The organism is Tateyamaria omphalii (assembly GCF_001969365.1).
Lineage (GTDB): Bacteria > Pseudomonadota > Alphaproteobacteria > Rhodobacterales > Rhodobacteraceae > Tateyamaria > Tateyamaria omphalii_A.
In genome coordinates this window covers 3266294-3287233 of record NZ_CP019312.1, presented here as the reverse complement: position 1 = coordinate 3287233, position 20940 = coordinate 3266294, and the positions used below count along the sequence as shown (strand labels likewise).

Sequence of the window (20940 nt, the reverse complement as noted above, 5' to 3'; positions counted from 1 at the left end):
AAGCGTAGGGTCGCAACCTAGGTATCGCCCGGAGTATCGTCAAGATATTGAGTGCGCTCGAGCGCCGCTGTCACGATATCGTGCGGAATGGGCATCAGGACGCATGTGTGGGTCCAAAGGATGCTGAGCCGAATGTCGCGATCCGGGTAAATCTGAGCGATTGCATACGCATAGGCGCCCATCTGGCGCAGCACGCCCTCCGGGGTTTCGGCCGGCTCGCGTGGCACGACGCGGTTTGTCTTGAAATCCACGATGTGGATCGTTGTCGGGGTGGTCTTCAGCCGGTCGATGGTTCCGTGCAGTCGGGCGTGGCCAAGCGGTGCTGTCACAGGCACTTCGGCCAACACGTCGCCAGTGAAAAGCCAGTCGAGATCGGGGTCGGACAGCACGCGCTGCGCTTGTTGTTCTGCTTGCGCCTCTAGGGCGTCGCTCAACTCGGCCTGTGCCAAAACCTGTGCGCTTGCGCCCGGCGTCTCAAGCAAGGCGTGCACAACCGTGCCGAACCTTTTTGCCGTCGCTTCGTCCAACCCATCACCGGGAAGCGCCTTGGCGCCCCCAAGATCGGAGGGAGATACTGTTTCCCGCTCTTTTTCTGCCGGTGGCGCGATGTTGTGGAAGTGCGGTGACATAGAAGGCGCGGCACTGGCTTGTGCATCGTCACCTTGCGCCGGGGTCAGTGCCCAGTCGCCATGCTCCACCCGCAATCCGGCACCGACGGGCGTTTCAAGGACGGTCGCGCCAGAGCCCTCCATCCCGGCTTGCACGCGTTGGTGCCAGTCGCTCCCATCTTTGCTCAGCTCACCGGCAGCACCGATGATCAGCCACTTTTCGGCCCGTGTTAGAGCCACATAGAGCAGTCGCAGGGATTCCTCGCGCTGGGCGGCCTTCATGTCTTCGAGACGGTTGGACATGCGCGCTGGCAGTTGGCCGGACGGCATTTTCCACACTGGCGTCCGGTCGATGTCGATAATCGCATCGCGAATTTGGACATCCCGCTTCCCGCATTCGGGCAGGATCACAACAGGCGCTTCCAGTCCCTTGGACCCGTGCACGGTCATCACGCGGATCTGGTTCGAGGCGCTGTCGATCTGGCGTTTGACTTCAAGGTCATCGGTTTCCATCCAGGTCAGGAAACCGGTCAGGCTGGGCACTTCGTTGCGCTCATAGGACAGCGCTTGAGACAACAGCGCGTTAATCCCATCCTCCGCTTCGGACCCGAGCCGCGCAAGCAGTCGCTGACGTCCCCGATGGCGGGTCAAAACGCGTTCGACCAAATCGTAGGGCCGCAGGAAATCCACATTGTTCCGCAAATCACGCAGAACCGCGACCGTTTCGGGGTATTCCTCGGTTTTTGTGCGCAACGCACGCCACAACTCATCCTCGGTTCGATGGTGTGCGAGGGTGAAAAGGTCCTGTTCTGACCAGCCGAACAAGGGGGATCGCAACGCGGTTGCGAGGGATAGGCTGTCTTCGGGCGTGGCGAGGAAGGCCAGCAGAGCGGCAAGGTCGCGCACGGCCGTTTCCGCGCCAACCTTTAGCCGGTCCGCTCCGGCAATGGGCAGGTTCAACTCCTTGCAGGCCCGGATGATGTCGGGAAAAATACCGCCACGGCGCTGCACGAGGATCAGAACATCGCGCGGTTGAATTGGCCGTGGGCCGTCCTTGTGCGGGATCAGAACCCCGTCATCCAGCATCTGCTTGATCTGCCCGGCCACTGCCATTGCGAGGGTGCGAAACTGGTGTTCGGGGCTGCGCCGGTCCACCGGATCGAACCAGTCGCGTTCCGGCGTCTTTTCCGGTTTCGGCACCAGCGGCCACAGATCGACGCGCCCGGGCAGGTCGGTTTTGAAGGCGATGTGTGGCCCCCCGCCAAAACCTGCATCCGCTTCGTCCTGAAACACCTTGTCGACCAGGTCGAGGATCGCCGGAGAAGAGCGGAACGAGAAATCCAGGCTTCTGTCCCACAGCTTTTGACCGGATTCGTTCAGTTTAGAGCCGAATTCGGTCTGCATACGGTCAAATTCCCGCGGGTCGGCGCCCTGAAAGGAATAGATCGACTGCTTCTTGTCCCCCACCACGAAAATCGTCCGCGTGACGTCAACACGCGCGCCCTCGCCGCTGGAAAACTCTTCGGCCAGCCGTCGGATCACATCCCATTGCAGCGGGCTTGTGTCCTGCGCCTCATCCACCAGAATGTGGTCGATCCCGCCGTCTAGGCGGTAGAGTACCCAAGCGGCGACGCGATCATCGCTGAGCAACTGTTGCGCTTTCTGGATCAAATCGTCGAAATCCAGCCACCCTCGCCGTTTCTTCGCCTCTGTATAAAGGTCGGAAAAACGGCGCGCGAAACGGTGCAGTGCGACGGTGTGCTCGGCCGCGTCAAGCGCCAGACGTGCGTCGCGCGCCGCCTCCACGCGTTCGATCAGCGCCTCAAGCTGGGGCAGCAGATGCGCGGCCTGGTTTTGCGTGCCTTTTGTTGGAAACCGTTTCTTTCGGGTGCCTGTCTGGGTCAGAAATGCCGCTTCGGCCATCGACACGCTTGATGGGTCCAACGCGATGATATCTTTGAGGATGTCACCAACCGCCTTGTCCGTTACGCCTTGCGCGGCCAAGATTGGCACCAGGTCCTCCAACATCTGCCAATCGGCGGGCGCAAAGGTCATGTCGACCAGTCGGTCGCGTGTGAGATCGCGGGGATGGCCAAGCAATTCCAGCGCATCACCCACGCCGAGGTCGCGGTAGCCGGAGCCACCCACGATTTCCCGGGTCAGGGACAGAAAATCCTCACCCTTGTACTGCCGTGCCATACCCGCCAGCACATCGGCATCCGGGCCATCTGCCATCTGATCCACCAGCTCGGCCCGCAACAGGTCGGCGGCGCGATCTTCGATCTCGGTGAACTGGGGGCTTACGCCCGCTTCGAGGGGAAAACGCCTTAATAGAGACGCACAGAATGAGTGGATCGTCTGGATTTTCAGGCCGCCCGGCGTCTCAATCGCGCGGGCAAACAGGGTGCGGGCCTTGCGCAACCCATCTGCCGTCGGCACGTGGGGCAAGCCCAACTCGGCCAGTTCTGACCGGAGTTTCTGATCATCCAGCATCGCCCATGCGCCTAGGCGCTGGAACAGGCGGTTCTGCATCTCGGACGCGGCGGCTTTGGTGTAGGTCAGGCACAGGATGTGTTGCGGTTCGACATCCTCCAATAACAGGCGGGCGACGCGGTCGGTCAGAACGCGGGTCTTGCCTGAGCCCGCATTTGCCGACAGCCATGTCGATTGCGTCGGTTGGGCGGCGTCCTGCTGGCGCAGCGTTGCATCGCTGAAGGTGGCGGTCATGTCAGCACCTCTGGCATGGGGTCCTGGGTGACATCCCATTCCCCGAAACGGGCAAGCTGGTCGTAATCCCGCGCTTCCCGATCCTCATACAGCGCCCGGCGCGAGGTGTAGCCTTTGTCGCCCTCCAGGTACGCGCTGAGCAGACCCACGAGATCTGCCAGAACCTGCCGCGGCGTCTCAACATCCAGCGGCGCGTCTTCGATCTTGGGTGTGCTGCCTATGCCGATGAACTGCGCCGCGCGGACGGGTCGGGGACCGAGGGCGGCAAATCCCCCTTCCTCGACCATCGCCGCCTCGATCAGAAGCTGTTTGTCGAAGTGCTTTTGCTGATCTTTTGTTGGCGGCGATCCGGTCTTGTAATCGTAGAGGATCACGGCGCCGGTTTCATCCACATCAATCCGGTCCGCGCGCCCTTCGAGTTCGGTGCGGATCGCGGGCAATGCCAGCTTTCCTTTGGCCTCTTCCTCGAACAGGATCGGCGTTGCGCGCATCTGGCGCAGGTGTTCCGTTTCGACAATCCAGGCGGCGGCGCGTTCAAACCGGGCCAGCCACAGCGCGCGTGCAGCGGGCCAGGGCACATCACGGTTCAGAACGTGCCGGGCGTGCTGCATCAGCGCGTCCGTGGTCAGATGCTCTGCGTTCTTCATCGTGTCGCGGACAAACTGCTCCATCACGTCATGCGACAGGATCCCGCGCAGCAGGGCATCCGGGGTTTGCACGAGCGGTCGCAACGCGCGCAGTCGCAGGACGTGTTTGGCATATGTCGCGTAGGGGTCGCGGATCAGGGTCTGTATCTCTGTCACCGTCAGGCGTCTGGGGCGGGTAGAGACCGGCGGGCAAGGTGAGGGGCGGTGCGCCTTTGGCATATCAGGGGCGGCATCAAGCTGTCGCGCCAAGGCAAGCCAATGGTCGCCACGCGCCCGCATCGTTTTCCAATGATCCGTATGGCCCGACGCGACAAGGCCCTGCAAGAGATTACGCAGTCGGTTCATCCAGCGTGACGGGACAGTTTCGGCGTCGTCCGACCGGATGGAGCGCGTCAGCCAGACTTTGGGCGCGGCGATGGCTTGTTGGAAGTCGTGGGCCGACAGGCCGATCCGCCGTTCCGGCAGCAACAGGCCCGCGTCGAAACGCATCTTTCGGTTCAGCCAAGGGTCAGGCGTTGGCGCTTCGGGCCATGTGCCGTCGTTGAGCCCGGCGAGGATCACCAGATCTGCGCCCTGCACCCGCGCCTCGAGCGTGCCCCAGATCATGATGTTCGGATGCGGGGTGTCGCGGTCGCGCACGTCATCCCCTTGGCGCAGGGCAGTGGCCACCAGACCGGCGTAATCACCTGCGGACATGTCACCGCCATGGGCCGCTGCGTCGGCAAGGCCCTCCATCACCTTGAGCGCGGCCTGCCCTGCCTTCTTTTGCCACAGCTCGTCCGCATCTGCGCCGTCGGGTCCTTCTGCCAGTGCTTCGGCCAATGCGCGGTGGCGCGTGACCCAGACCTCAAGCGGCAGCAGGCCGGTGGTTTCGCCATCACACAGCAGGTCGGCCACCCAGTCGGCCCAGGGCGCGATCTCTTCGACTTGGCGTGTCGCCTTTTGGGCGCAACGTTTCAGACTGTCGGCTTCGGGATATGGCAGCCCGTCCCTGCGCATCCGCAACTCAAGCCGCTGTGTGTTCAGTTGATGAAGATTGCGGTTCGCACCCGAGTGGGTCAGCGGATGCTTGAGCAGTGTCAGTAAAGCCTCGGCATCAAGCGTTGCTTGGAACAGGCCCGCAACATGCCGCAGAAAACGGCCCGGTGGCGACAGATGCAGCGGTGTTCCGGCGCTGTCATCCGGCACCAGCTCCCATCGGTCCAGCGCCGCCGTGACCTGACGGGTCAGCATACGATCCGGCGTGATCAAGGCTGCCTTTTGACCGTCTTCGGCGGCTTGCCGCAGGCGCATGGCAATGGCGATGGCCTCGGTACGTGGGGTATCAGCCTCGACCAAGGTGATCGCGTCGGTCGCGGCATCCAGATCTACAAGCTTTGGCCCCTCGTCCCGCCATGCGTCTGTGACGGGGGCGGGGCGCAATGCGAGGGAGACAAGCGCGTTGCGTGCATCTGACGCTGGCGGCAGGCCTGTCCATTGTTCAACATCGGATGGGTGCAGACCCAACGCCTCGCATAAGTGCAGAAACCGATATTGCGGGTGATCTTCCGCCGTTTTGTCCTCTGCCAGCGTGTTCCAGACATGGTGCGGCATATGATCGTCGAGGCCGGGCAGGATCACGGCGCCCTCGGGCAATCGCGCGACGGCTTCCATCAGGCGTAAGGTCGTGCCGCGCGATCCTGTCGAACCAACAATCAGGATCGGGTCGTGCGGCGGGGTCTGTGCCCAGTGTTCGGCAAGCCGTAACACCGTTTCCCGCTGCCGCGCTTCGGGATCCGGGGCGCTTTGACTGTCGTTGATATAGCGTTGCGCGATGGCAATGAACTGTTGCGCGCGCGCCCAGTGCCCGGACTGGTCAGATACATCAAGGCGCGCAATGTCATCGGCGCTGACGCCCTCGCCCTGCATTTCATCGAGCAGCGTTGCAAGGCTGTCGGCCAGATCAAACGGCCCCGCATCCGGGGCCAGTTCCGGCTGGTTTTCAATCAAGGTCTTGATCAGTTGCGCCAATTCCAGACGCCGGCGAAGGGGTGTCGCGGCGGGGGGCATCGGCGCGTGCGGGCACAGATCGTCAATCTGTGTGATCATCCGAATGCGGGGCAGCAAACGCGCCGGGCCCTGATCGAACAAGTCGCGCAACCGGCGCGCCATGCGGGTCGTGTTGACCAGAAGTGTCACGCGCGCCCATGCCTCGGGCGGAGCGGTTTCAAGCCGCTGTTCGAGCCCGCGCACCACCGCCAGCGGAAAATCGACGCCGGGGGCGCAACCAAACAAGCGTGCCGTGTCGCTTGGGTCAAACATGGTGGTGCCGCAAAACGTCTTCGGCAATGCGGATCCCTTCGGGGCGACCCACATCACACCACTGACCGGGATAGGTCACGCCATGCAGCCGTTCGTCTTTGGCCATGTCATTCCACACGACGTTGAGGGAAAAGGCCGTCTGAGGCACATCGTGCAGGCGCGCGGTTTTCATGATTTGAACCCCGCCATAGACCAGGTCGCCGCCCCGATGCAGCCGGTTGTTGTCATCGAGGTGAAAATCGCCATCGCCGTCCCGTCCATGCACACGCTCCATCGGAACACATAGCAGCAAGGCGTCCATGTGTGTCGGGTCCCACGCCCCAAGCGCGACCGCAAGTGGGTTCGGTCCGATCCAGATGACATCCGGGTTGAGCGTCAGAACCGGATCGCTTTTGAGAAGTGGCAGCGCGTTGCGCAGCCCGCCACCGGTTTCGAGTATGTCCGGCTCTTCCCGAACCGGTATGACCGAGGTGCCTTTCAGATGCGCCTCAAGCATGTTCGGCAAATAGTGTAGATTGACCACGGTCCGGGGTGGTTGCACCTCGGCCACAAGTCCCAGCGCACGGTCGATCAGTGGCAGCCCCGCAACCTTGATCATCGGTTTTGGCCGCGATTTCGTCAGCTCTCCCATCCGCGTTCCGAACCCGGCGGCAAAGACCATTATGGCAGGGGTATCGTTTTGCATTGGGACTTCAGGCTGTTGAGAATGTCGTGGGTCGGTTTGGGCAGATGCCGTTGGACAAGGTGGCCCACGTGGGACGCGCTGGGATGTGTCAGATTGGCTTCAATATGGCCCCAGACCCGTGGAATAAGATCGACGTAGTGCGGTTTGCCATAGGCCAGCGAAAGACGGGCAAAGACACCAAGGATGCGCAAATTGCGCTGCAAGCCAAGCAAAGCATAGGCATGATTGAATACGTCGGCGTCGATGCCTGAACCCGCAATGTACCTGCCCACCATGGCGCGTTGAGCGTCCGTCGACACATCGCGCCGCGCATCCTGCAGCACCGACACCAGATCATAGGCCGGATGTCCCAGCATCGCGTCCTGGTAGTCGAGCAGGCCAACCCGCTGCACATCTGATCGGTTTGGCAACCAGATCAGGTTCTCTGCATGATAATCCCGTTGGACCAGGACCGGCGTCGTCGCATCCAACGGTGCAAGCGCATCTTTCATTGCAGCGGCAAAGCTGCCCCGGGCCGCGGTATCCACCGCTCCGGTTGCGCCGCGCTGATACCAGTCAAAGGCGAGGCAGGCGACATCCGTCATGGCTTTGGCGTCATATCGTGGCAGATCAGGTGTCGCCGCGCGATGCAGGTGAAGAAGGACGTCAGTCGCGGTTTCATACAGGGGCGTTTCCAGCGACGGTGTCGCGTTGATCAGGCGGGCAAACAGATCGTCGCCCAGATCCTCGATTAGAAGAAACCCGTTTGAGGCGTCCTGTGCGAAGATCTCGGGCGCGGACAGTCCCGCACCTCGTAGCAGTTGCGTTACATCGACAAAGGGGCGGACATCCTCGCCCTTTTCCGGTGGCGCGTCCATGAGGATGCGCGTCTGTCCATTTAGCGACAGCCGTTCATATTTTCGGTTTGACGCGTCACCTGCAACAAGAATGCGTGGCGCTTCTGCCCAGCCGGTTCCGTTCAGAAAGCGGTCTTTGAGTTCTGCGCGATCAGGCACTGTGCGCCACCTCGTTCAGGCGGTTTGCCCAGCGCGGGTCTGTCCACGACAGCCGAGCAGATCGCGCATCGCCTTGCGTTTCGATGCTGATGGTAAGCGCATGTTTCGGGGTCATCATGCCCAGCCGATCTGGCCATTCGACCAGACACATCGCGGTTTCGAAAGCGTCGAACAAGCCCAACTCGTCAATCTCCGTATCTGCGGAAATTCTGTACAGATCCGTATGCCACAACGGCCCGTTCCTGGTGTCATAGATCTGCACCAGCGTAAATGTGGGTGACGGCACGTCTTCCGGCTCAGTCATAAGCGACTGGATCAGGGCACGGGCAAGGTGGGTCTTCCCGGCGCCGACATCACCCTCCAGCAAAATCACATCGCCGGGCTGCATGTTCGCGCCAATCGCGCGCGCAGCGCGTGCGGTGTCGTCCTCGGTCGGCCAATGCAGGGTCAGGGGGGCGGTCGTCATTTTGCCAACCTACCGCCATTGCCTGCCGCTGCAAGTTGGAATGGTCAGGTCAATTCGGCGACCGGGCTGGCCGCGATATGTGCGAACTCCGTGAACCGGATGAGCGTTGCACCGGATGCAATAGGCGAAACCTGTGCTCGGATCGGTCCCATGTCATGGTGTTTCAAATCCACATCCCAGGCGGCGCGTTCACCGCACTTCATGACGTAGTCGCGCATGTCGCCCCATGCGGGATCAGGTGCGCATTTTTCCTGCCATGCCTGCAGGCTGTCCACGATTGTCACGTCGGCAAAGCTGTTGTCGGGATCAAGTTTCCACATCTCGCGATAGGCCGCGTTGCAGAATGTCAGGACGCCCGCGGAGGAAAACACGACAAGTGCGTCGTCGAATGTGTCCATCAGGGACTGTCCAAGCTCCAACTCGGCACGGAAATTCCGGGTGAGTGAGATTTCCGCGGTGATATCCTCAATCAGAAAGGCTATGGCGCCGTCCGGGTGGGGCCGCCCGCTGACCCGGTATGTGTGCCCTGTGTCCAGGTTCCAGGTCTCGTGATAACTGCCATGCGATGCGGCATTGATCATTTCCGATATTTCCTGCCGCCAAGACCCATAATTCTTCGGTTCCGGCATCACGCGATTGTCGCGCAGACGGTCAAAGAAGGACAACATGTCTGGCCGCCCGCTCAGGAATTCGGCTGGCAGCGATGTCAGATCGACCAAGGCCGGGTTGAACAGCGCCAACTGCCCGTTGCGGTCAAAGATCGCCAACCCGATAGACAGCTGCGCAAAGGTTTTGGCCAGCGTTTGCACGAAATTGCGCTGGGCAACCTCGGCCTGAATGACTGCATTGATGTCGACGGCATGAAATACGGTGGACGTGCCTGCTTCGGTCGCTGTGACGGTGTACCATTCGGTCGTTCCGTTTCGGTCCATTTTGACCGGCACCCGGACGGAGGTTTTTCCACTTACGTCGCTTGGCGTGAAATGAAACACTTCGGTCTGGGCGTCATCATCAGTGCCGTGCATTGCGGCTTGAAGGGATCTGTAAGCCGTGTTGCGCCAGCAGATTGTCTTGGCATCATCGACCAGCCATATTGGGTATGGCGCTTCGGTCGCGGCCAGCCGCAATGTGTCCAGTTCGAATTGCAACATGCTTAGTTTGTGTTGCGCGGTTGGATCGGCGGGTGTCGTGTCGTCCAGCTCGACCCGCGTCATCTCGGCTTCACGGTGCAGGCGCAGGACGGCGTCGTCGCCATGGCTTGCGGCCGGAAGCGTCAGAACTTCGACATTGGGCAGCTCCGCCGCATCCGGCAAACCCGGAAACCGCGCGCCCAGCCCCGCTTTCAAAGCCTGCCAGTCCGTCTTGCCCGACTGCCTTTGCAGCGTCGTTTCTGCTTCGGGAGTGGCGTGATGTAGATCGACGCCGTCAAACAGCAGGCTCATCCCATAGGTTTGCGATCCTGGTTCGGACGTTGTTTCAAGCGGCGCGCGCCGCAAGAAAAGCACGCCGGCGGCGACCGCGCACAGGGCAGAGCAAACCACCACAATCAGTTCCAAGATTGCCATAACGCGACCTTTCGCCACCCAATGACACTATTAGGTAATGATCGTTAACGCGGACTTAACGCGTGTTTCAAAATCAATGGATTTCAGGTTCGGATGGGTTCGTTTTGACCTATAGTGATCGCGTTCTTGCCCTGACGCGCGTCAACGGTTTCGCGAGGCCACGTGACCTCGACAATTGCGCCGATATGCGTGTCGTTTGGCCGCCACGCGCCGTAAGGGTCCGCGCCGTTTGCAAAGGCCAGTTCGGCGCCAGACCGTTCCAGCAATGTCTTGGCAATGAACAACCCCAGGCCCATCCCCTCGTATTCCGGGCGCTGGGCGCGTTCCGACGACGTCTTGCGACGGCGGACAAAGGGATCACCGATGCGACCCAGAAGCTGTGGCGGGAACCCACGACCGTCATCCATGATGCGAATGGTGATTTGGGTATCCGTCCAATGCGCTTCGATCCAGACGGTGGAGCGGGCGAAGTCGACGGCGTTCTGAACAAGGTTGCGCAGGCCGTGGATGATCTCGGGTTGGCGTAGAATGGCAGGTTGGTCGATCTCGTCCCCGGCATCGGGGTCGTGCGTGTACTCCACGGCCTTGCCGCGGTGCGTGTGCGGTTCTGCTGCCTCTTGCACAACGGTCATCAAAGGCGCCTGCCGGAGGTGCAGGTCATCCTTCCCGGCGCGACCCATGTCGCGCAGGATGTCACGGCAACGATCCGCCTGCTCGCGGATCAACGCGGCGTCTTCTTTCAGTTCTGGCCTGTCGTCCAACTCTTCGATCAACTCGGCGCTTGTCAGTTTTATGGTGGCAAGGGGCGTGCCCAACTCGTGCGCCGCCGCGGCAACGACGCCACCCAGATCGGTCAGCTTTTGTTCACGGGACAGCGCAAGCTGCGTGGCGGACAGGGCGTCCGACATCGAGTGAATCTCTGATGTGACGCGGCGCGAATACAGGCCGATAAAACAGATCGCGATCACCAAGGCGATCCAGTTGCCAAAGACAAACAGGTCGGGGATGCGCAGGATGAACCCCTGCTGCGTGCGCAGGGGCAGGTGGTATTCGGACAGAATCGTCACGATCACGATGGCCGTGGCGCCGACAAGAAGCGTCGATCGGGTCGTCAAAACCGCGGCAGAGATCGTGACAGGCCCCAGCAAGAGCAATGCAAACGGGTTGTGCAGGCCGCCGGTGAGAAACAGCAGGAACCCAAGCTGCAGGACGTCGAAGAGGACCATCATCATGTTTTCGCCTTCGTTCAGGCGCTTGTTTTCAGGAAACACAAAGATGGCGATCAGGTTGCCTATGACAGAAACACCGACGGCGAGGTAGCACAGGCCCAGTTCAAGCTGCAGGCCGTAGAGCCGTTGTGCGACCGTCAGCGCCACAAGCTGGCCGACGATCGCCACCCAGCGCAGAAGGATCATCGTGCGCAGGCGAATCCAGTTCGATCTTTGCTGGCCGGTCAGCAGGCCAAAGTCGGGTTGCGCCATTGTGTCACTTCTTCGTTTATTGAACGCGTCGTTTATTGAACACGCGCCGCGGATTGTTAGCTAGGATACAACTCTAGCCCGGAGGCCGAACATGACCCGTATCATCGCACCCGTTGCAGCCCTTGTCGCGGCCCTTTTTCTTGGGGGGATCTGGTGGGTGACACAATCGGGGGGCGAGGACACGGCGTTTGCCCAGTGCAACGCGACCCAGGTGGCCGGTGACGGCAACGGGATCGGGGGTCCGTTCGAACTGGTCAATGCCGAAGGCCAGACCGTCACGGACCAGGATGTCATCACCGAGCCGAGCCTGATCTATTTCGGATACACTTTCTGCCCCGATGTCTGCCCACTGGATACCGCCCGCAACGCGGAAGCGGTTGATGTGCTGGCGGAGCGCGGCGTTTCGGTGACGCCGGTCTTTATCTCGATCGACCCCGAGCGGGACACGCCCGACATCGTGGGCGACTTTGCCTACAACCTGCATGAGAAGATGATTGGCCTGACCGGGTCGCTGGAACAGACCGATGCCGCAAGCAAGGCCTACCGGACCTATTACAAGGCACATGACAAATCGGACGAATTTTACCTCGTCGATCACTCAACCTTTACGTACCTGGTGCTGCCGGAGCATGGTTTTGTTGAGTTTTTCCGCCGCGACATCGGCGCGGATGCCATGGCGGACCGTGTTGCCTGCTTTGTCGAAAACGCCTGATATCGCCGGAAAAATTTGACCCCGCAGGCTCCGCGCGCCATATTCATCTTCAGCCAGAAAAATAAGCGGGAACTGGAGAATTCGATGGCCGAAGCGGCAATGCGTGACTTGGGCGCGGACAAATCGCTCTTGTTGGTTGACGACGATGAGCCGTTTCTGCGGCGGCTGGCCAAAGCGATGGAGAAGCGCGGTTTTGAGATTGAGACCGCAGACAGCGTCACCGCTGGCAAAGCCATCGCGACCGCCCGCCCCCCGGCCTATGCCGTGGTTGATTTGCGGCTTGAGGATGGCAACGGCCTCGACGTGGTCGAGGTGTTGCGGGACAAGCGGCCCGATGCGCGCGTGGTTGTTCTGACCGGCTACGGCGCCATTGCGACGGCTGTCGCAGCGGTCAAGATCGGGGCCACGGATTACCTGTCAAAGCCTGCGGATGCGACCGACATCACCAACGCCTTGCTGGCCACCGGTGACGACCTGCCGCCGCCACCGGAGAACCCGATGAGCGCCGACCGCGTGCGGTGGGAACATATTCAGCGCGTCTATGAACTGTGCGATCGCAACGTGTCCGAAACGGCGCGGCGGTTGAACATGCACCGGCGGACCTTGCAGCGCATCCTGGCGAAACGTTCGCCGCGTTGAGAGCTCAGAGGGGGGCTGTCTGCCCCCCGGCCTGCGGCCTCCCCCCGAGGATTTTTCAAACCAGAGAAGTGGACCGCAGACGATTTTGTGGTTGGATATAGTTTTCAGTTTTTGAAAACTGCCGGGATATGAGCCGTGTGCACAACCCGTACACCGAGTGTGCACACCCCGTGCACCGTCTTGGTGCACATCCGGCTTAGAGGTCGTAGCGCTTGAGGATCTTGTCCACGATCTGGCCGTTCGCCATCTCGTACCCGTCTAACCTGCCATAGTCCTGAAACCCGCGCGACTGGTAGTAGATCAGCCCGCCCTCGTTATCCGCGCGGATGTTGGCGTTGATCCAGGTGTAGCCGATGGCCTTGGCCGCCTTGCGTGTGGCATCGAACAGCTTTGACCCGATGCCGAGACCGGTCTGGCCCATTTGCACGAAGGTCGCGATCTCTGCTGCCTCGGGCGGGAGGTAGTTGGCGCGTTCGATCCATTGGAAGCCCACCACCTGTTCGGCCTGGTTCACGGCGACATGCCACGCGGCCCGCCCATCATTGGCGGCCATCCAGTCAGCGAGGTCCACACCGGAGACCTTGGTGGTCAGTGCGGTCGTTCCGCCCCTGTCGATGATGGCGTTGAGCAGCGACGCCATGGACGGGGCGTCAAGTGCGATGGCGGGGCGGACGTGGATCATGTGCAATCCTTGAGCAAGCTGGCATGGCGGGCGGTGAAGGCATTGCGCGTCTCGACCGGTGGGCGCAGCACGATGTGCAGGCCGTGGGTCAGTGCCGTGTCGGGTTTGCCGAAGAATTTGCTGGCTTCGGCCTCGGTAAAGCCGGCGATCTGGGTCGCCTCCATCCAGGCGCTGATGCGGTCCGCCTTCTTGATCTGGCGCTTGATCGTTTGCGGCACCTTGGCGGGCAGGCCGAAGCGGATGTGCACGGCGGCCTCGAGCCGTTCATCGAGCAGTTTGTAGTCGGGACCTACAGCCGCCTTGACCGGTGAAATCATGTCGCCGATCACGTATTCGGGCGCATCGTGCAGCAGTGCCGCCAGCCGCCATTTCGCTGGTGCGCTGGGTGCGATACGGCCAAAAAGCGTCTCTACCAAAAGCGAATGTTCGGCCACGGAATAGGCGTAGTCCCCCGCTGTCTGTCCGTTCCAGCGCGCGACAAAGGCAAGGCCGTGGGCGATGTCCTCGATCTCGATATCCATGGGGGTGGGGTCCAGCAGGTCCAGCCTGCGGCCCGATAACATGCGCTGCCATGCACGGGGTTGTTTTGCCATTTCTGTCTCCGGTCTTGCCCCGTGCTTAGCGCAGGGGTGCGCAGTGGGGAAGCGGTTGCGTGGATGCGCGCGGCAGTCGGGACCGTGTTGGGGTCGGGAACACAATCCGGAGTTTGGCGTTTATCTGACATGCAACACGTTCTGAAAGCCCTGGTTCTGACATCTCTTGCACCGCTCGCGACCGCGACCGCAGTGCTGGCCAATCCTGTCTGTATGGAGGCCGCCGAAATGGAGGCGGCGTTGATCGACTGGTATGGCGAGACGCCTGTTGCAGGGGCCTGGGCCGCGGATCAGCAATTATGGGCGTCCGAGGCGACCGGCACATGGACGTTGATGGAGTTGGGCAGCGACGACCGCGCCTGCGTTCTGAGTCAGGGTGAGAACTGGAGCGCGAGCGATGATCCCATCGTGGCGTTTGAGCGGATCTTGCGGGAGAAGGGTGATGCGGCGCCCCGCTCGGCCCTTGCCTTTCTTGACCTTTTGACATCCGACGCGTCCTGACCCTCAGGGCGATTGCCCCGGAGGGGGGTCAGTGCTATCTGCGCGACAACCGGATTTGAAAGGACAAACGGATGTCGCAGGATTACATCGTCAAGGACATTGCGCTGGCTGATTATGGCCGCAAGGAATTGGATATCGCCGAAACCGAGATGCCGGGCCTGATGGCGTGCCGCGTGGAATATGGCGAAAGCAAACCGCTGAGCGGTGCGCGCATTGTCGGGTCACTTCACATGACGATCCAGACGGCTGTTCTGATTGAGACGCTGGTAGAGCTGGGCGCCGATGTGCGTTGGGCGTCGTGCAACATCTTTTCGACACAGGATCATGCGGCGGCGGCCATCGCGGCGGGCGGGACGCCTGTCTTTGCCATCAAGGGGCAGTCCCTGGAAGAGCATTGGGATTACCTGGACCGGTCGTTCCAGTTTGCCGATGGGCCGAACATGATCCTGGACGATGGTGGCGATGCGACCCTGTATGTTCTGTTGGGTGCGCGGGCCGAGGCGGGCGAAGAGATCATTCCCGTGCCCACGTCGGAAGAAGAGACCGTTATCAAGGCGCAGATCGCCAAGCGCATGGAGCAGAGCCCCGGATGGTTCACCAAGATGCGTGACCAGATCAAGGGCGTGTCCGAAGAGACGACCACCGGTGTGCACCGCCTGTATGATCTGGTGAAGCAAGGGCAGCTGCCCTTCCCCGCCATCAACGTGAATGACAGCGTGACCAAGTCGAAGTTCGACAACAAGTATGGCTGTAAGGAATCGCTGGTCGACGGTATTCGCCGCGCGACGGACACCATGATGGCCGGCAAGGTTGCTGTTGTTATGGGGTATGGTGACGTGGGCAAGGGTTCGGCCGCCAGCTTGAGCGGTGCGGGTGCGCGCGTGAAGGTGACAGAGGTTGATCCGATCTGTGCGCTTCAGGCGGCGATGGACGGGTTCGAGGTTGTTCTGCTGGAAGAGAACCTGGACGCCGACATCTTTATCACCACCACTGGCAACAAGGACGTGATCCGCATCGAGCACATGCGCGAGATGAAGGACATGGCCATTGTCGGGAACATCGGCCATTTCGACAACGAGATCCAGGTGGCCAGCCTGAAGAACCACAAGTGGACCAACATCAAGGAACAGGTGGATATGATCGAGATGCCTTCGGGCAACCGCATCATCCTGCTGTCCGAGGGTCGTTTGCTGAACCTGGGCAATGCGACGGGTCACCCGTCGTTCGTGATGTCCGCGTCCTTCACCAATCAGGTGCTGGCGCAGATCGAACTGTGGACCCGGAACGAGCATTACGAGAATGACGTCTACATTCTGCCCAAGCATCTGGATGAAAAGGTGGCGCGCCTGCATCTGGACCGCATCGGCGTCAAGCTGACGAAGATGGATCCGGACCAGGCCGCCTATATCGGTGTCGCACCCGAAGGTCCGTTCAAGCCGGAACACTACCGCTACTAAAGAAAAAGGGCGGGGAATGCCCCGCCCATTCAATTGATCAAAGGTCGCGCAGTGCGCGGCCTTTTTAGCTTCCGTCGAGTGAGTTGCCCACGCCGACAACCGATCCGATCAGGCCAAAGATGGTGCGGACCGAGCTGATCGGGCTTTCGGTGGCAAGGACAAGGTCACCTGGGTTGATGTTGAATTTGCGCGCGGCAAAGAGCGAGTCCGCCGATGTGAGGTCGATGGCAAAGACCACTTGGGTTTTGGTCGGTCCGGACCCATCTGCACGCAGGTCCTGGCGGGTGTAGTCGCGCAGGATCAGGACGCCTTTGGGGTTGCCGCGTGAATCATTGATGCCGTTGACCAGCGCCAGCGCCTCAACCGCGTTGATGCGTTCCTGGGTGAAGGGGACAATGGTTTCGGTGCCTGTGGCACCCAGCGCCACGAAATACCGTTCGTCTTCTTCGGCAATGATCTGGTCGCCACCGCGCAGGATGACGTTGGCCGAGGGCCGCTTGAACAAGTCATCGGCGCGGATGCCAAAGGTCTGGCCGCCGCGGGTCACACGCACGAGCGGGTTTTGCAATTCCGGAGAAATACCGCCCGCTGCCGAGATCAGGCTGAGGATGGAGAAGTTCCGGTTTGGCAGCGGGAAGTTTCCGGGTGCGTTGAAGCCGCCCACGGCATCAACCGAGTTATCGGGTCCGGACAGAACGGACAGCTGCACCTGCGGGTCGGGCACGACAGACCGCAGCTGTTCTTCGATCTGGCGCCGTGCGGCGTCGGGGGTTGATCCACTGACGCGCACTTCGTCGATATAAGGTACAAAAATCATACCGCCGGGCGATACGATGATCCCCTCAAGCGCAACATTTTGTTGCTGGAGGCCGGTCAGAAGCGAGTTTTCCTGGTTGTCCCAGATCACCAGGTTGATGCTGTCGCCGGGGCGGATGACGTTGGACTTGGGGCCGGGGTTGCGGGTGAACCAATGGTATTGCCCTTCCCATCCGGTTACGGGCCATGTCGCCAGCTGCGCCACGTTCTCCCGTGTGATCGGAACGACCGAAAATGCCGCGTCTTCGTTGTTCTGATTGCGGATCACTTCGCCTTCGATGGCGGCGCCGCGCGGCAGGGTACAGGCCGCCAGGACAAAAAGAAGCACGACTGACGCAAGAAAGCGAAATGGATTTTGCACGATTTGTCCCTCTGAGCCTGTTGGGGCGTCATGTTTAAAAATGGTCTAGCCGGAAATAGCGGTGGTACACACAAATTTTTCATACACGGGCGGTCAATCGCCCAAAGCGTTGCCCAATGACAATAGGGACAAACCGCAAAATCAAGTGTTTTTGACGGTTGGGTTCCCCATATCCTCGGCCTCGATCACGTTGGCCTCTTCGACCACCGCACCTTCGTTTTCGTCCTTTGTGCCCTCTGGCGCGCCGACCAGGAGGGGCAGCATTTCACTGCCACCGGGAAGCGCAAGTTCCGCGTTTGGTGGCCGTTTCCACGTCAGCGTGTCAAAGGCGCCGCAGTTGCTGCAGGTCGGTGCCCACGCCGTCATGATGTTTTGGCAGTTGTCACAGACCCATTGCGGACCGCGCGACGCCGTCACGGCGCGGGCCAACCAGCCCTGAACGACAGCGTCGCTTGCGCCCTCGCCCCGTTCAATGGCGGCCATCAGCGTCAGTGAGCGTGTTGTCGGATCGCTTTGCGCGAGGCCGCCAAGCGCACGGCGGGCTGCCGGGAAATCCTCATCTGCGATGTGCAGTTCACTCATCAGCATCTTGGTTTCAGCATGGTCTGCGGTGGTCTTGGTCAACGCTGCAAAGCGCTTGAGCCGTTCGGCCGACCCTTCGTTCGGTTCAATCCCGGCAAAGGCGGCGGCGACGTCCGGGTGCGGCTGGGCATCCCACGCCTTTTTCAGGATGCGGGTGGCGTACCGTTTCTGGCCTTTTTCGATGTAGCCTTGCGCAGCCATCACGGCCGCGGGGATCAGGTCCGGGGACAGGCGGTTTGCTTCGATCGCGGCTTCGCGCGCCTCGATCGTTTCATCCTCTTCCAGCACTTTGCGCGCCTCGCTCAGCGCCAGCACGGCGTCCCGGCGCTTGTGCACGTCGCGGGGCAGGTTGCCGTGTTTCAGTTTGGCGCTGAGGGTCGCGCGGGCACCTGTCCAGTCTTCCTTGTCCGCTTGAAGTTTCAGCAGGATGTCCTGCGTCTCTTCATGCTTGGGTTTGATGGCGAACGCCTTTTCCGCCAGTTGCAGGGCGGTGTCGGTGTCCCCGTCCGCCAGCTTTTGTTTCATGATGCCCCGCACGCCGACAAAGCGCGTGGCATCGTTCGTCACCAGTTTGCGATATGTTTCTTCTGCTTTTTTGCGGTCGCCGGCCATTTCGGCGGCCTGTGCCGTCAGCAGGCTGGTCAGTTCGGGCCGGTCCAGGTAGCGGTCGGCCTTTTCCGCCTTGGCCAGCGCGGTCCGTGCCTCACCCGAGGCGAGCGCCATCATCCCTTCGGCCAGCGCATCGAAGCCCTTGGAATACTTGCGGCGCGCGAAAAAGCGCGAGATGGCCGTGTCGTCGCCGTTCAGGAAATGCCAGACGGCAATCAACAGGCCCAGCAGCTTGAGCAGCACCCACACGGCAAAGACAAGCGCAACAAGCGCAATGACCGATTGCAAGGGTCCGAGCGTGAATTCGGTGCCCGCCACGACAATCTGAATGCCGCCCTCGCTTTCCAGAAGCCACCCGGCGCCCAGGGCCAGTGCCGCGACCGCGACAACGAAAATGACGATTTTTACCAATGACCAGATCATAAAAGGCCCCTTCAGAGTGCCGACAGGCGTTCAGCCAATGCGTTTGCGGCCGTGACCGCGTCGTGACGCAGTTGCGCCTGTTCCAACCAAGGCCCGAGGGCCGCCTTTGCCGCGTCCGGCAGCGCGTCCGCTTCGGCCAACGCGTCGCCCAGGCGGCCATCGCGTGTTGCCGCTTCGACACGTGACAGGACGGCGTCGGGGTCTGACCCCTCTTGCGGCAGGATCGACCGAGTGCCCAGTTGCCGTTCGAAGAAGGCGCCAAGGCCGCCGGACCCATCCGCCTGCCGCGCCGCTGCAAGCGCGTCGCGCGCCGCATCTGGCACGGCCGTTTGCAGGTCTGACAGGGGTTGAACGCCGTCGGCGGCCGCGCTGCGCAGAACCTCCGGAATGTCCGAGACACCGGCCTGTTCCAGATCACCCAGCGCCGCCGCAAACGGCCCGCCATTGTCCACGGCGGCCATCACCCGGTTCATTGCAGCGCGTGCGAGCGTGGCAGAGGCTGCGATTTCGGCGTTTTCACTGGCCAGTCGCGCATCGGCGAGCAGGCGGTCGATTTCTTCCTGTTGTGCGGTTGCGGTTGCACGCAGGTCCGCCAGTGCGGCGTCAATCGCTTCGTCCGGGACGACGGCAGTCGGGGCAGGCTGGTCTGCCAGCTCGTCTAAGCGCTCTGTCAAAGCGGTGAGCTGCTGTTCCAGTGGCCCGAGGTCGGCGGGCGCGGCTGTTGGTTGGTCCTGCACCTGCGTTTGCAAGGCGGCTAGGTCTGCCGTTGTCTGTTCCAGGCGCGCGGTCAGGTCCGTCACCGTGTCGTTCAGTTCTGCCACCCGTTCCGGGTCTGCGGATAGGCGGGGCGGAAAGATCGGGTCGAGGATGTCGGTCCGCCCGGCGATGAAGCCCGCCAATGCGGTGATTATGCCAGCAAAGACCAGCGGCAAGGCGCTGCGCCGTTCGGGTTGGGGTTGCGGCGGCGGAGGCGCCGGCACATTTTCAGGCTCAGGCTCAGGCTCAGGCTCAGGCTCAGGCTCAGGCTCAGGCTCAGGCTCAGGCTCAGGCTCAGGCTCAGGCTCAGGCTCAGGCTCAGGCTCAGGCTCAGGCTCAGGCTCAGGCTGAATTATGGGTTCGTCCTGCGCATCGGGCGCATCGGTTGCGGTTTTTGGATCGACCTCTTCCGCTTCCAGGTCGATGATCTCTGTTGCAGCAACGTCCGCGGACACCTCTGTGCTGCCCGTTTCCGTCTCGGTCTTCGGATCAGCAGTGTCTGTGGCGTCTGCTTCCGTGTCTGTCTGGGGCCCCTTATCCGGACTTTTGCGTTTGGCCAAGGAACTCCCCTTCCGATTCTTCCGTGCGGTTTGACACCGCGTCAAAGTCTACAGCGCGCCCACGCGCCTCTCAACCCGCACTGATGGCCTGCCGGATCGCATCATACATCGCAGCGGCATCTGGGCGTGCTGCCAAATCGTGCACGGTGAGAGGATGCGCCGCCTTTGCCACCGCCCCGCTGAGTGCGATCACATGGACGCATGTGGCGCGTGGGGCCTGTTTGGCAAATTCCAACGCCGTGCGGGGAGAGAAAAGTGGGACAATCGTCGCGTCACCCCCGATCAGCGCGGCCTGTGCCGCTTCGTTAAGCGGTTGCAGCACCTGATCATAGACAATCGCCTCGGTCACGGGGTGACCGGCTGCGCGCAAACGGTTGGCGATATCGCCGCGCGTGTGACGACCGCGCATGTGTACCAGCACCACATTGGGAGGATGTCCCGCAATTTGGGTCACAAGCGCATCCGCGTCCTGCCCCGCCATCTGCGCCGACCATCCGCGTGCGTTTGCTTGCGCCGTTGTCCGTGCCCCAACGCAATAGGCCGCGCGCCCGGCCCCGTCCGGTCCATATTGCACGGCGTTTGCCGATGAAAAGATGACCACCACGTCCGGGGCGAGCGACGGCGCCTCTGCCATCGGGTCGATCCGCAAGAGCGGGCTGAAGACGGGCGTGACCCGCGGTGCCAGATCTGCTGGCATCTCCTGGACGAAGCGTTGCGCTGCGGCCAGCGGGCGGGTCATCAACAGGGTGACCGGAGGAGGAGGTGCATTGTTCG

17 protein-coding genes are annotated in these 20940 nt (G+C 61.6%); 4 read left to right on the top strand and 13 right to left on the bottom strand.

Annotated elements, in window-relative coordinates; genetic code table 11:
* Positions 1 to 17: 17 nt before the first annotated feature.
* From addA to regB, 7 genes are all read right to left on the bottom strand, one after another.
* Positions 18 to 3335 (bottom strand): double-strand break repair helicase AddA, encoded by a 3318-nt coding sequence (gene addA, locus BWR18_RS16495; RefSeq protein WP_076629535.1) that lies wholly within the window; start codon positions 3333 to 3335, stop codon positions 18 to 20.
* Complete coding sequence (gene addB, locus BWR18_RS16490; protein WP_076629534.1) at positions 3332 to 6283, bottom strand: double-strand break repair protein AddB; 2952 nt, start codon at positions 6281 to 6283, stop codon at positions 3332 to 3334. The genes addA and addB overlap by 4 nt, the downstream gene beginning before the upstream one ends.
* A complete protein-coding gene (locus tag BWR18_RS16485; protein WP_254684885.1) occupies positions 6276 to 6968 on the bottom strand; it encodes a nucleotidyltransferase family protein in 693 nt (230 codons plus the stop codon). The genes addB and BWR18_RS16485 overlap by 8 nt, the downstream gene beginning before the upstream one ends.
* Positions 6944 to 7963 carry an aminoglycoside phosphotransferase family protein gene (locus BWR18_RS16480; RefSeq protein WP_076629532.1) on the bottom strand — a complete coding sequence of 340 codons (1020 nt, stop codon included), beginning with the start codon at positions 7961 to 7963 and terminating at the stop codon, positions 6944 to 6946. Before BWR18_RS16480 ends, BWR18_RS16485 begins: the two co-directional genes overlap by 25 nt.
* Positions 7956 to 8429, bottom strand: coding sequence for a tRNA (adenosine(37)-N6)-threonylcarbamoyltransferase complex ATPase subunit type 1 TsaE (gene tsaE, locus BWR18_RS16475; protein WP_076629531.1), 474 nt, complete (start codon positions 8427 to 8429; stop codon positions 7956 to 7958). The genes BWR18_RS16480 and tsaE overlap by 8 nt, the downstream gene beginning before the upstream one ends.
* A 44-nt stretch (positions 8430 to 8473) precedes the next feature.
* Complete coding sequence (locus BWR18_RS16470; protein ID WP_172839399.1) at positions 8474 to 9871, bottom strand: PAS-domain containing protein; 1398 nt, start codon at positions 9869 to 9871, stop codon at positions 8474 to 8476.
* Positions 9872 to 10077: 206 nt separating this feature from the next.
* Complete coding sequence (gene regB, locus BWR18_RS16465) at positions 10078 to 11475, bottom strand: sensor histidine kinase RegB (protein ID WP_076629529.1); 1398 nt, start codon at positions 11473 to 11475, stop codon at positions 10078 to 10080.
* A 91-nt stretch (positions 11476 to 11566) separates the two neighbouring features.
* On the opposite strand from regB, the gene BWR18_RS16460 reads away from it, so the two are divergent.
* Together BWR18_RS16460 and BWR18_RS16455 are read left to right on the top strand one after the other, a co-directional pair.
* Positions 11567 to 12187 carry an SCO family protein gene (locus BWR18_RS16460; RefSeq protein WP_076629528.1) on the top strand — a complete coding sequence of 207 codons (621 nt, stop codon included), beginning with the start codon at positions 11567 to 11569 and terminating at the stop codon, positions 12185 to 12187.
* A gap of 84 nt (positions 12188 to 12271) precedes the next feature.
* Positions 12272 to 12826, top strand: a complete 555-nt coding sequence (locus tag BWR18_RS16455; RefSeq protein WP_039685909.1) for an ActR/PrrA/RegA family redox response regulator transcription factor — start codon at positions 12272 to 12274, stop codon at positions 12824 to 12826.
* 196 nt (positions 12827 to 13022) lie between these two features.
* Here BWR18_RS16455 and BWR18_RS16450 read toward each other — a convergent pair whose 3' ends face one another.
* Positions 13023 to 13508: a GNAT family N-acetyltransferase gene (locus tag BWR18_RS16450; protein ID WP_076629527.1), complete on the bottom strand. Its 486-nt coding sequence runs from the start codon at positions 13506 to 13508 to the stop codon at positions 13023 to 13025.
* Positions 13505 to 14101: an HD domain-containing protein gene (locus BWR18_RS16445; protein ID WP_076629526.1), complete on the bottom strand. Its 597-nt coding sequence runs from the start codon at positions 14099 to 14101 to the stop codon at positions 13505 to 13507. The genes BWR18_RS16450 and BWR18_RS16445 overlap by 4 nt, the downstream gene beginning before the upstream one ends.
* A 129-nt stretch (positions 14102 to 14230) precedes the next feature.
* Here BWR18_RS16445 and BWR18_RS21965 point away from each other — a divergent pair, with 129 nt between their 5' ends.
* Positions 14231 to 14602, top strand: a complete 372-nt coding sequence (locus BWR18_RS21965; RefSeq protein ID WP_076629525.1) for a hypothetical protein — start codon at positions 14231 to 14233, stop codon at positions 14600 to 14602.
* Positions 14603 to 14673: 71 nt separating this feature from the next.
* Positions 14674 to 16059, top strand: a complete 1386-nt coding sequence (ahcY, locus tag BWR18_RS16435; protein ID WP_076629524.1) for an adenosylhomocysteinase — start codon at positions 14674 to 14676, stop codon at positions 16057 to 16059.
* Between the two features lie 64 nt (positions 16060 to 16123).
* On the opposite strand, the gene BWR18_RS16430 is transcribed toward ahcY, so the two are convergent.
* The 4 genes from BWR18_RS16430 to BWR18_RS16410 form a co-directional block, all read right to left on the bottom strand.
* Positions 16124 to 17203, bottom strand: a complete 1080-nt coding sequence (locus BWR18_RS16430) for a polysaccharide biosynthesis/export family protein (protein WP_254684884.1) — start codon at positions 17201 to 17203, stop codon at positions 16124 to 16126.
* Between the two features lie 174 nt (positions 17204 to 17377).
* A complete protein-coding gene (locus BWR18_RS16425) occupies positions 17378 to 18850 on the bottom strand; it encodes a heme biosynthesis protein HemY (RefSeq protein WP_076629522.1) in 1473 nt (490 codons plus the stop codon).
* An 11-nt stretch (positions 18851 to 18861) separates the two neighbouring features.
* Positions 18862 to 20166, bottom strand: coding sequence for a COG4223 family protein (locus tag BWR18_RS16420; protein ID WP_083957740.1), 1305 nt, complete (start codon positions 20164 to 20166; stop codon positions 18862 to 18864).
* Positions 20167 to 20236: 70 nt separating this feature from the next.
* Positions 20237 to 20905 carry a uroporphyrinogen-III synthase gene (locus BWR18_RS16410; protein WP_076629519.1) on the bottom strand — a complete coding sequence of 223 codons (669 nt, stop codon included), beginning with the start codon at positions 20903 to 20905 and terminating at the stop codon, positions 20237 to 20239.
* Positions 20906 to 20940: the final 35 nt, after the last annotated feature.

What these genes read in the sequence shown, in the direction of transcription:
- BWR18_RS16460 (WP_076629528.1), top strand. Translation starts at nt 11,567, where the DNA reads ATGACCCGTATCATCGCACCCGTTGCAGCCCTTGTCGCGGCCCTTTTT.
- BWR18_RS16445 (WP_076629526.1), bottom strand. Translation starts at nt 14,101, where the DNA reads ATGGCAAAACAACCCCGTGCATGGCAGCGCATGTTATCGGGCCGCAGG.
- tsaE (WP_076629531.1), bottom strand. Translation starts at nt 8,429, where the DNA reads ATGACGACCGCCCCCCTGACCCTGCATTGGCCGACCGAGGACGACACC.
- BWR18_RS16410 (WP_076629519.1), bottom strand. Translation starts at nt 20,905, where the DNA reads ATGACCCGCCCGCTGGCCGCAGCGCAACGCTTCGTCCAGGAGATGCCA.
- addB (WP_076629534.1), bottom strand. Translation starts at nt 6,283, where the DNA reads ATGTTTGACCCAAGCGACACGGCACGCTTGTTTGGTTGCGCCCCCGGC.
- BWR18_RS16485 (WP_254684885.1), bottom strand. Translation starts at nt 6,968, where the DNA reads ATGCAAAACGATACCCCTGCCATAATGGTCTTTGCCGCCGGGTTCGGA.
- BWR18_RS16455 (WP_039685909.1), top strand. Translation starts at nt 12,272, where the DNA reads ATGGCCGAAGCGGCAATGCGTGACTTGGGCGCGGACAAATCGCTCTTG.
- ahcY (WP_076629524.1), top strand. Translation starts at nt 14,674, where the DNA reads ATGTCGCAGGATTACATCGTCAAGGACATTGCGCTGGCTGATTATGGC.
- BWR18_RS16425 (WP_076629522.1), bottom strand. Translation starts at nt 18,850, where the DNA reads ATGATCTGGTCATTGGTAAAAATCGTCATTTTCGTTGTCGCGGTCGCG.
- addA (WP_076629535.1), bottom strand. Translation starts at nt 3,335, where the DNA reads ATGACCGCCACCTTCAGCGATGCAACGCTGCGCCAGCAGGACGCCGCC.
- regB (WP_076629529.1), bottom strand. Translation starts at nt 11,475, where the DNA reads ATGGCGCAACCCGACTTTGGCCTGCTGACCGGCCAGCAAAGATCGAAC.
- BWR18_RS16450 (WP_076629527.1), bottom strand. Translation starts at nt 13,508, where the DNA reads ATGATCCACGTCCGCCCCGCCATCGCACTTGACGCCCCGTCCATGGCG.
- BWR18_RS16470 (WP_172839399.1), bottom strand. Translation starts at nt 9,871, where the DNA reads ATGAGCCTGCTGTTTGACGGCGTCGATCTACATCACGCCACTCCCGAA.
- BWR18_RS21965 (WP_076629525.1), top strand. Translation starts at nt 14,231, where the DNA reads ATGCAACACGTTCTGAAAGCCCTGGTTCTGACATCTCTTGCACCGCTC.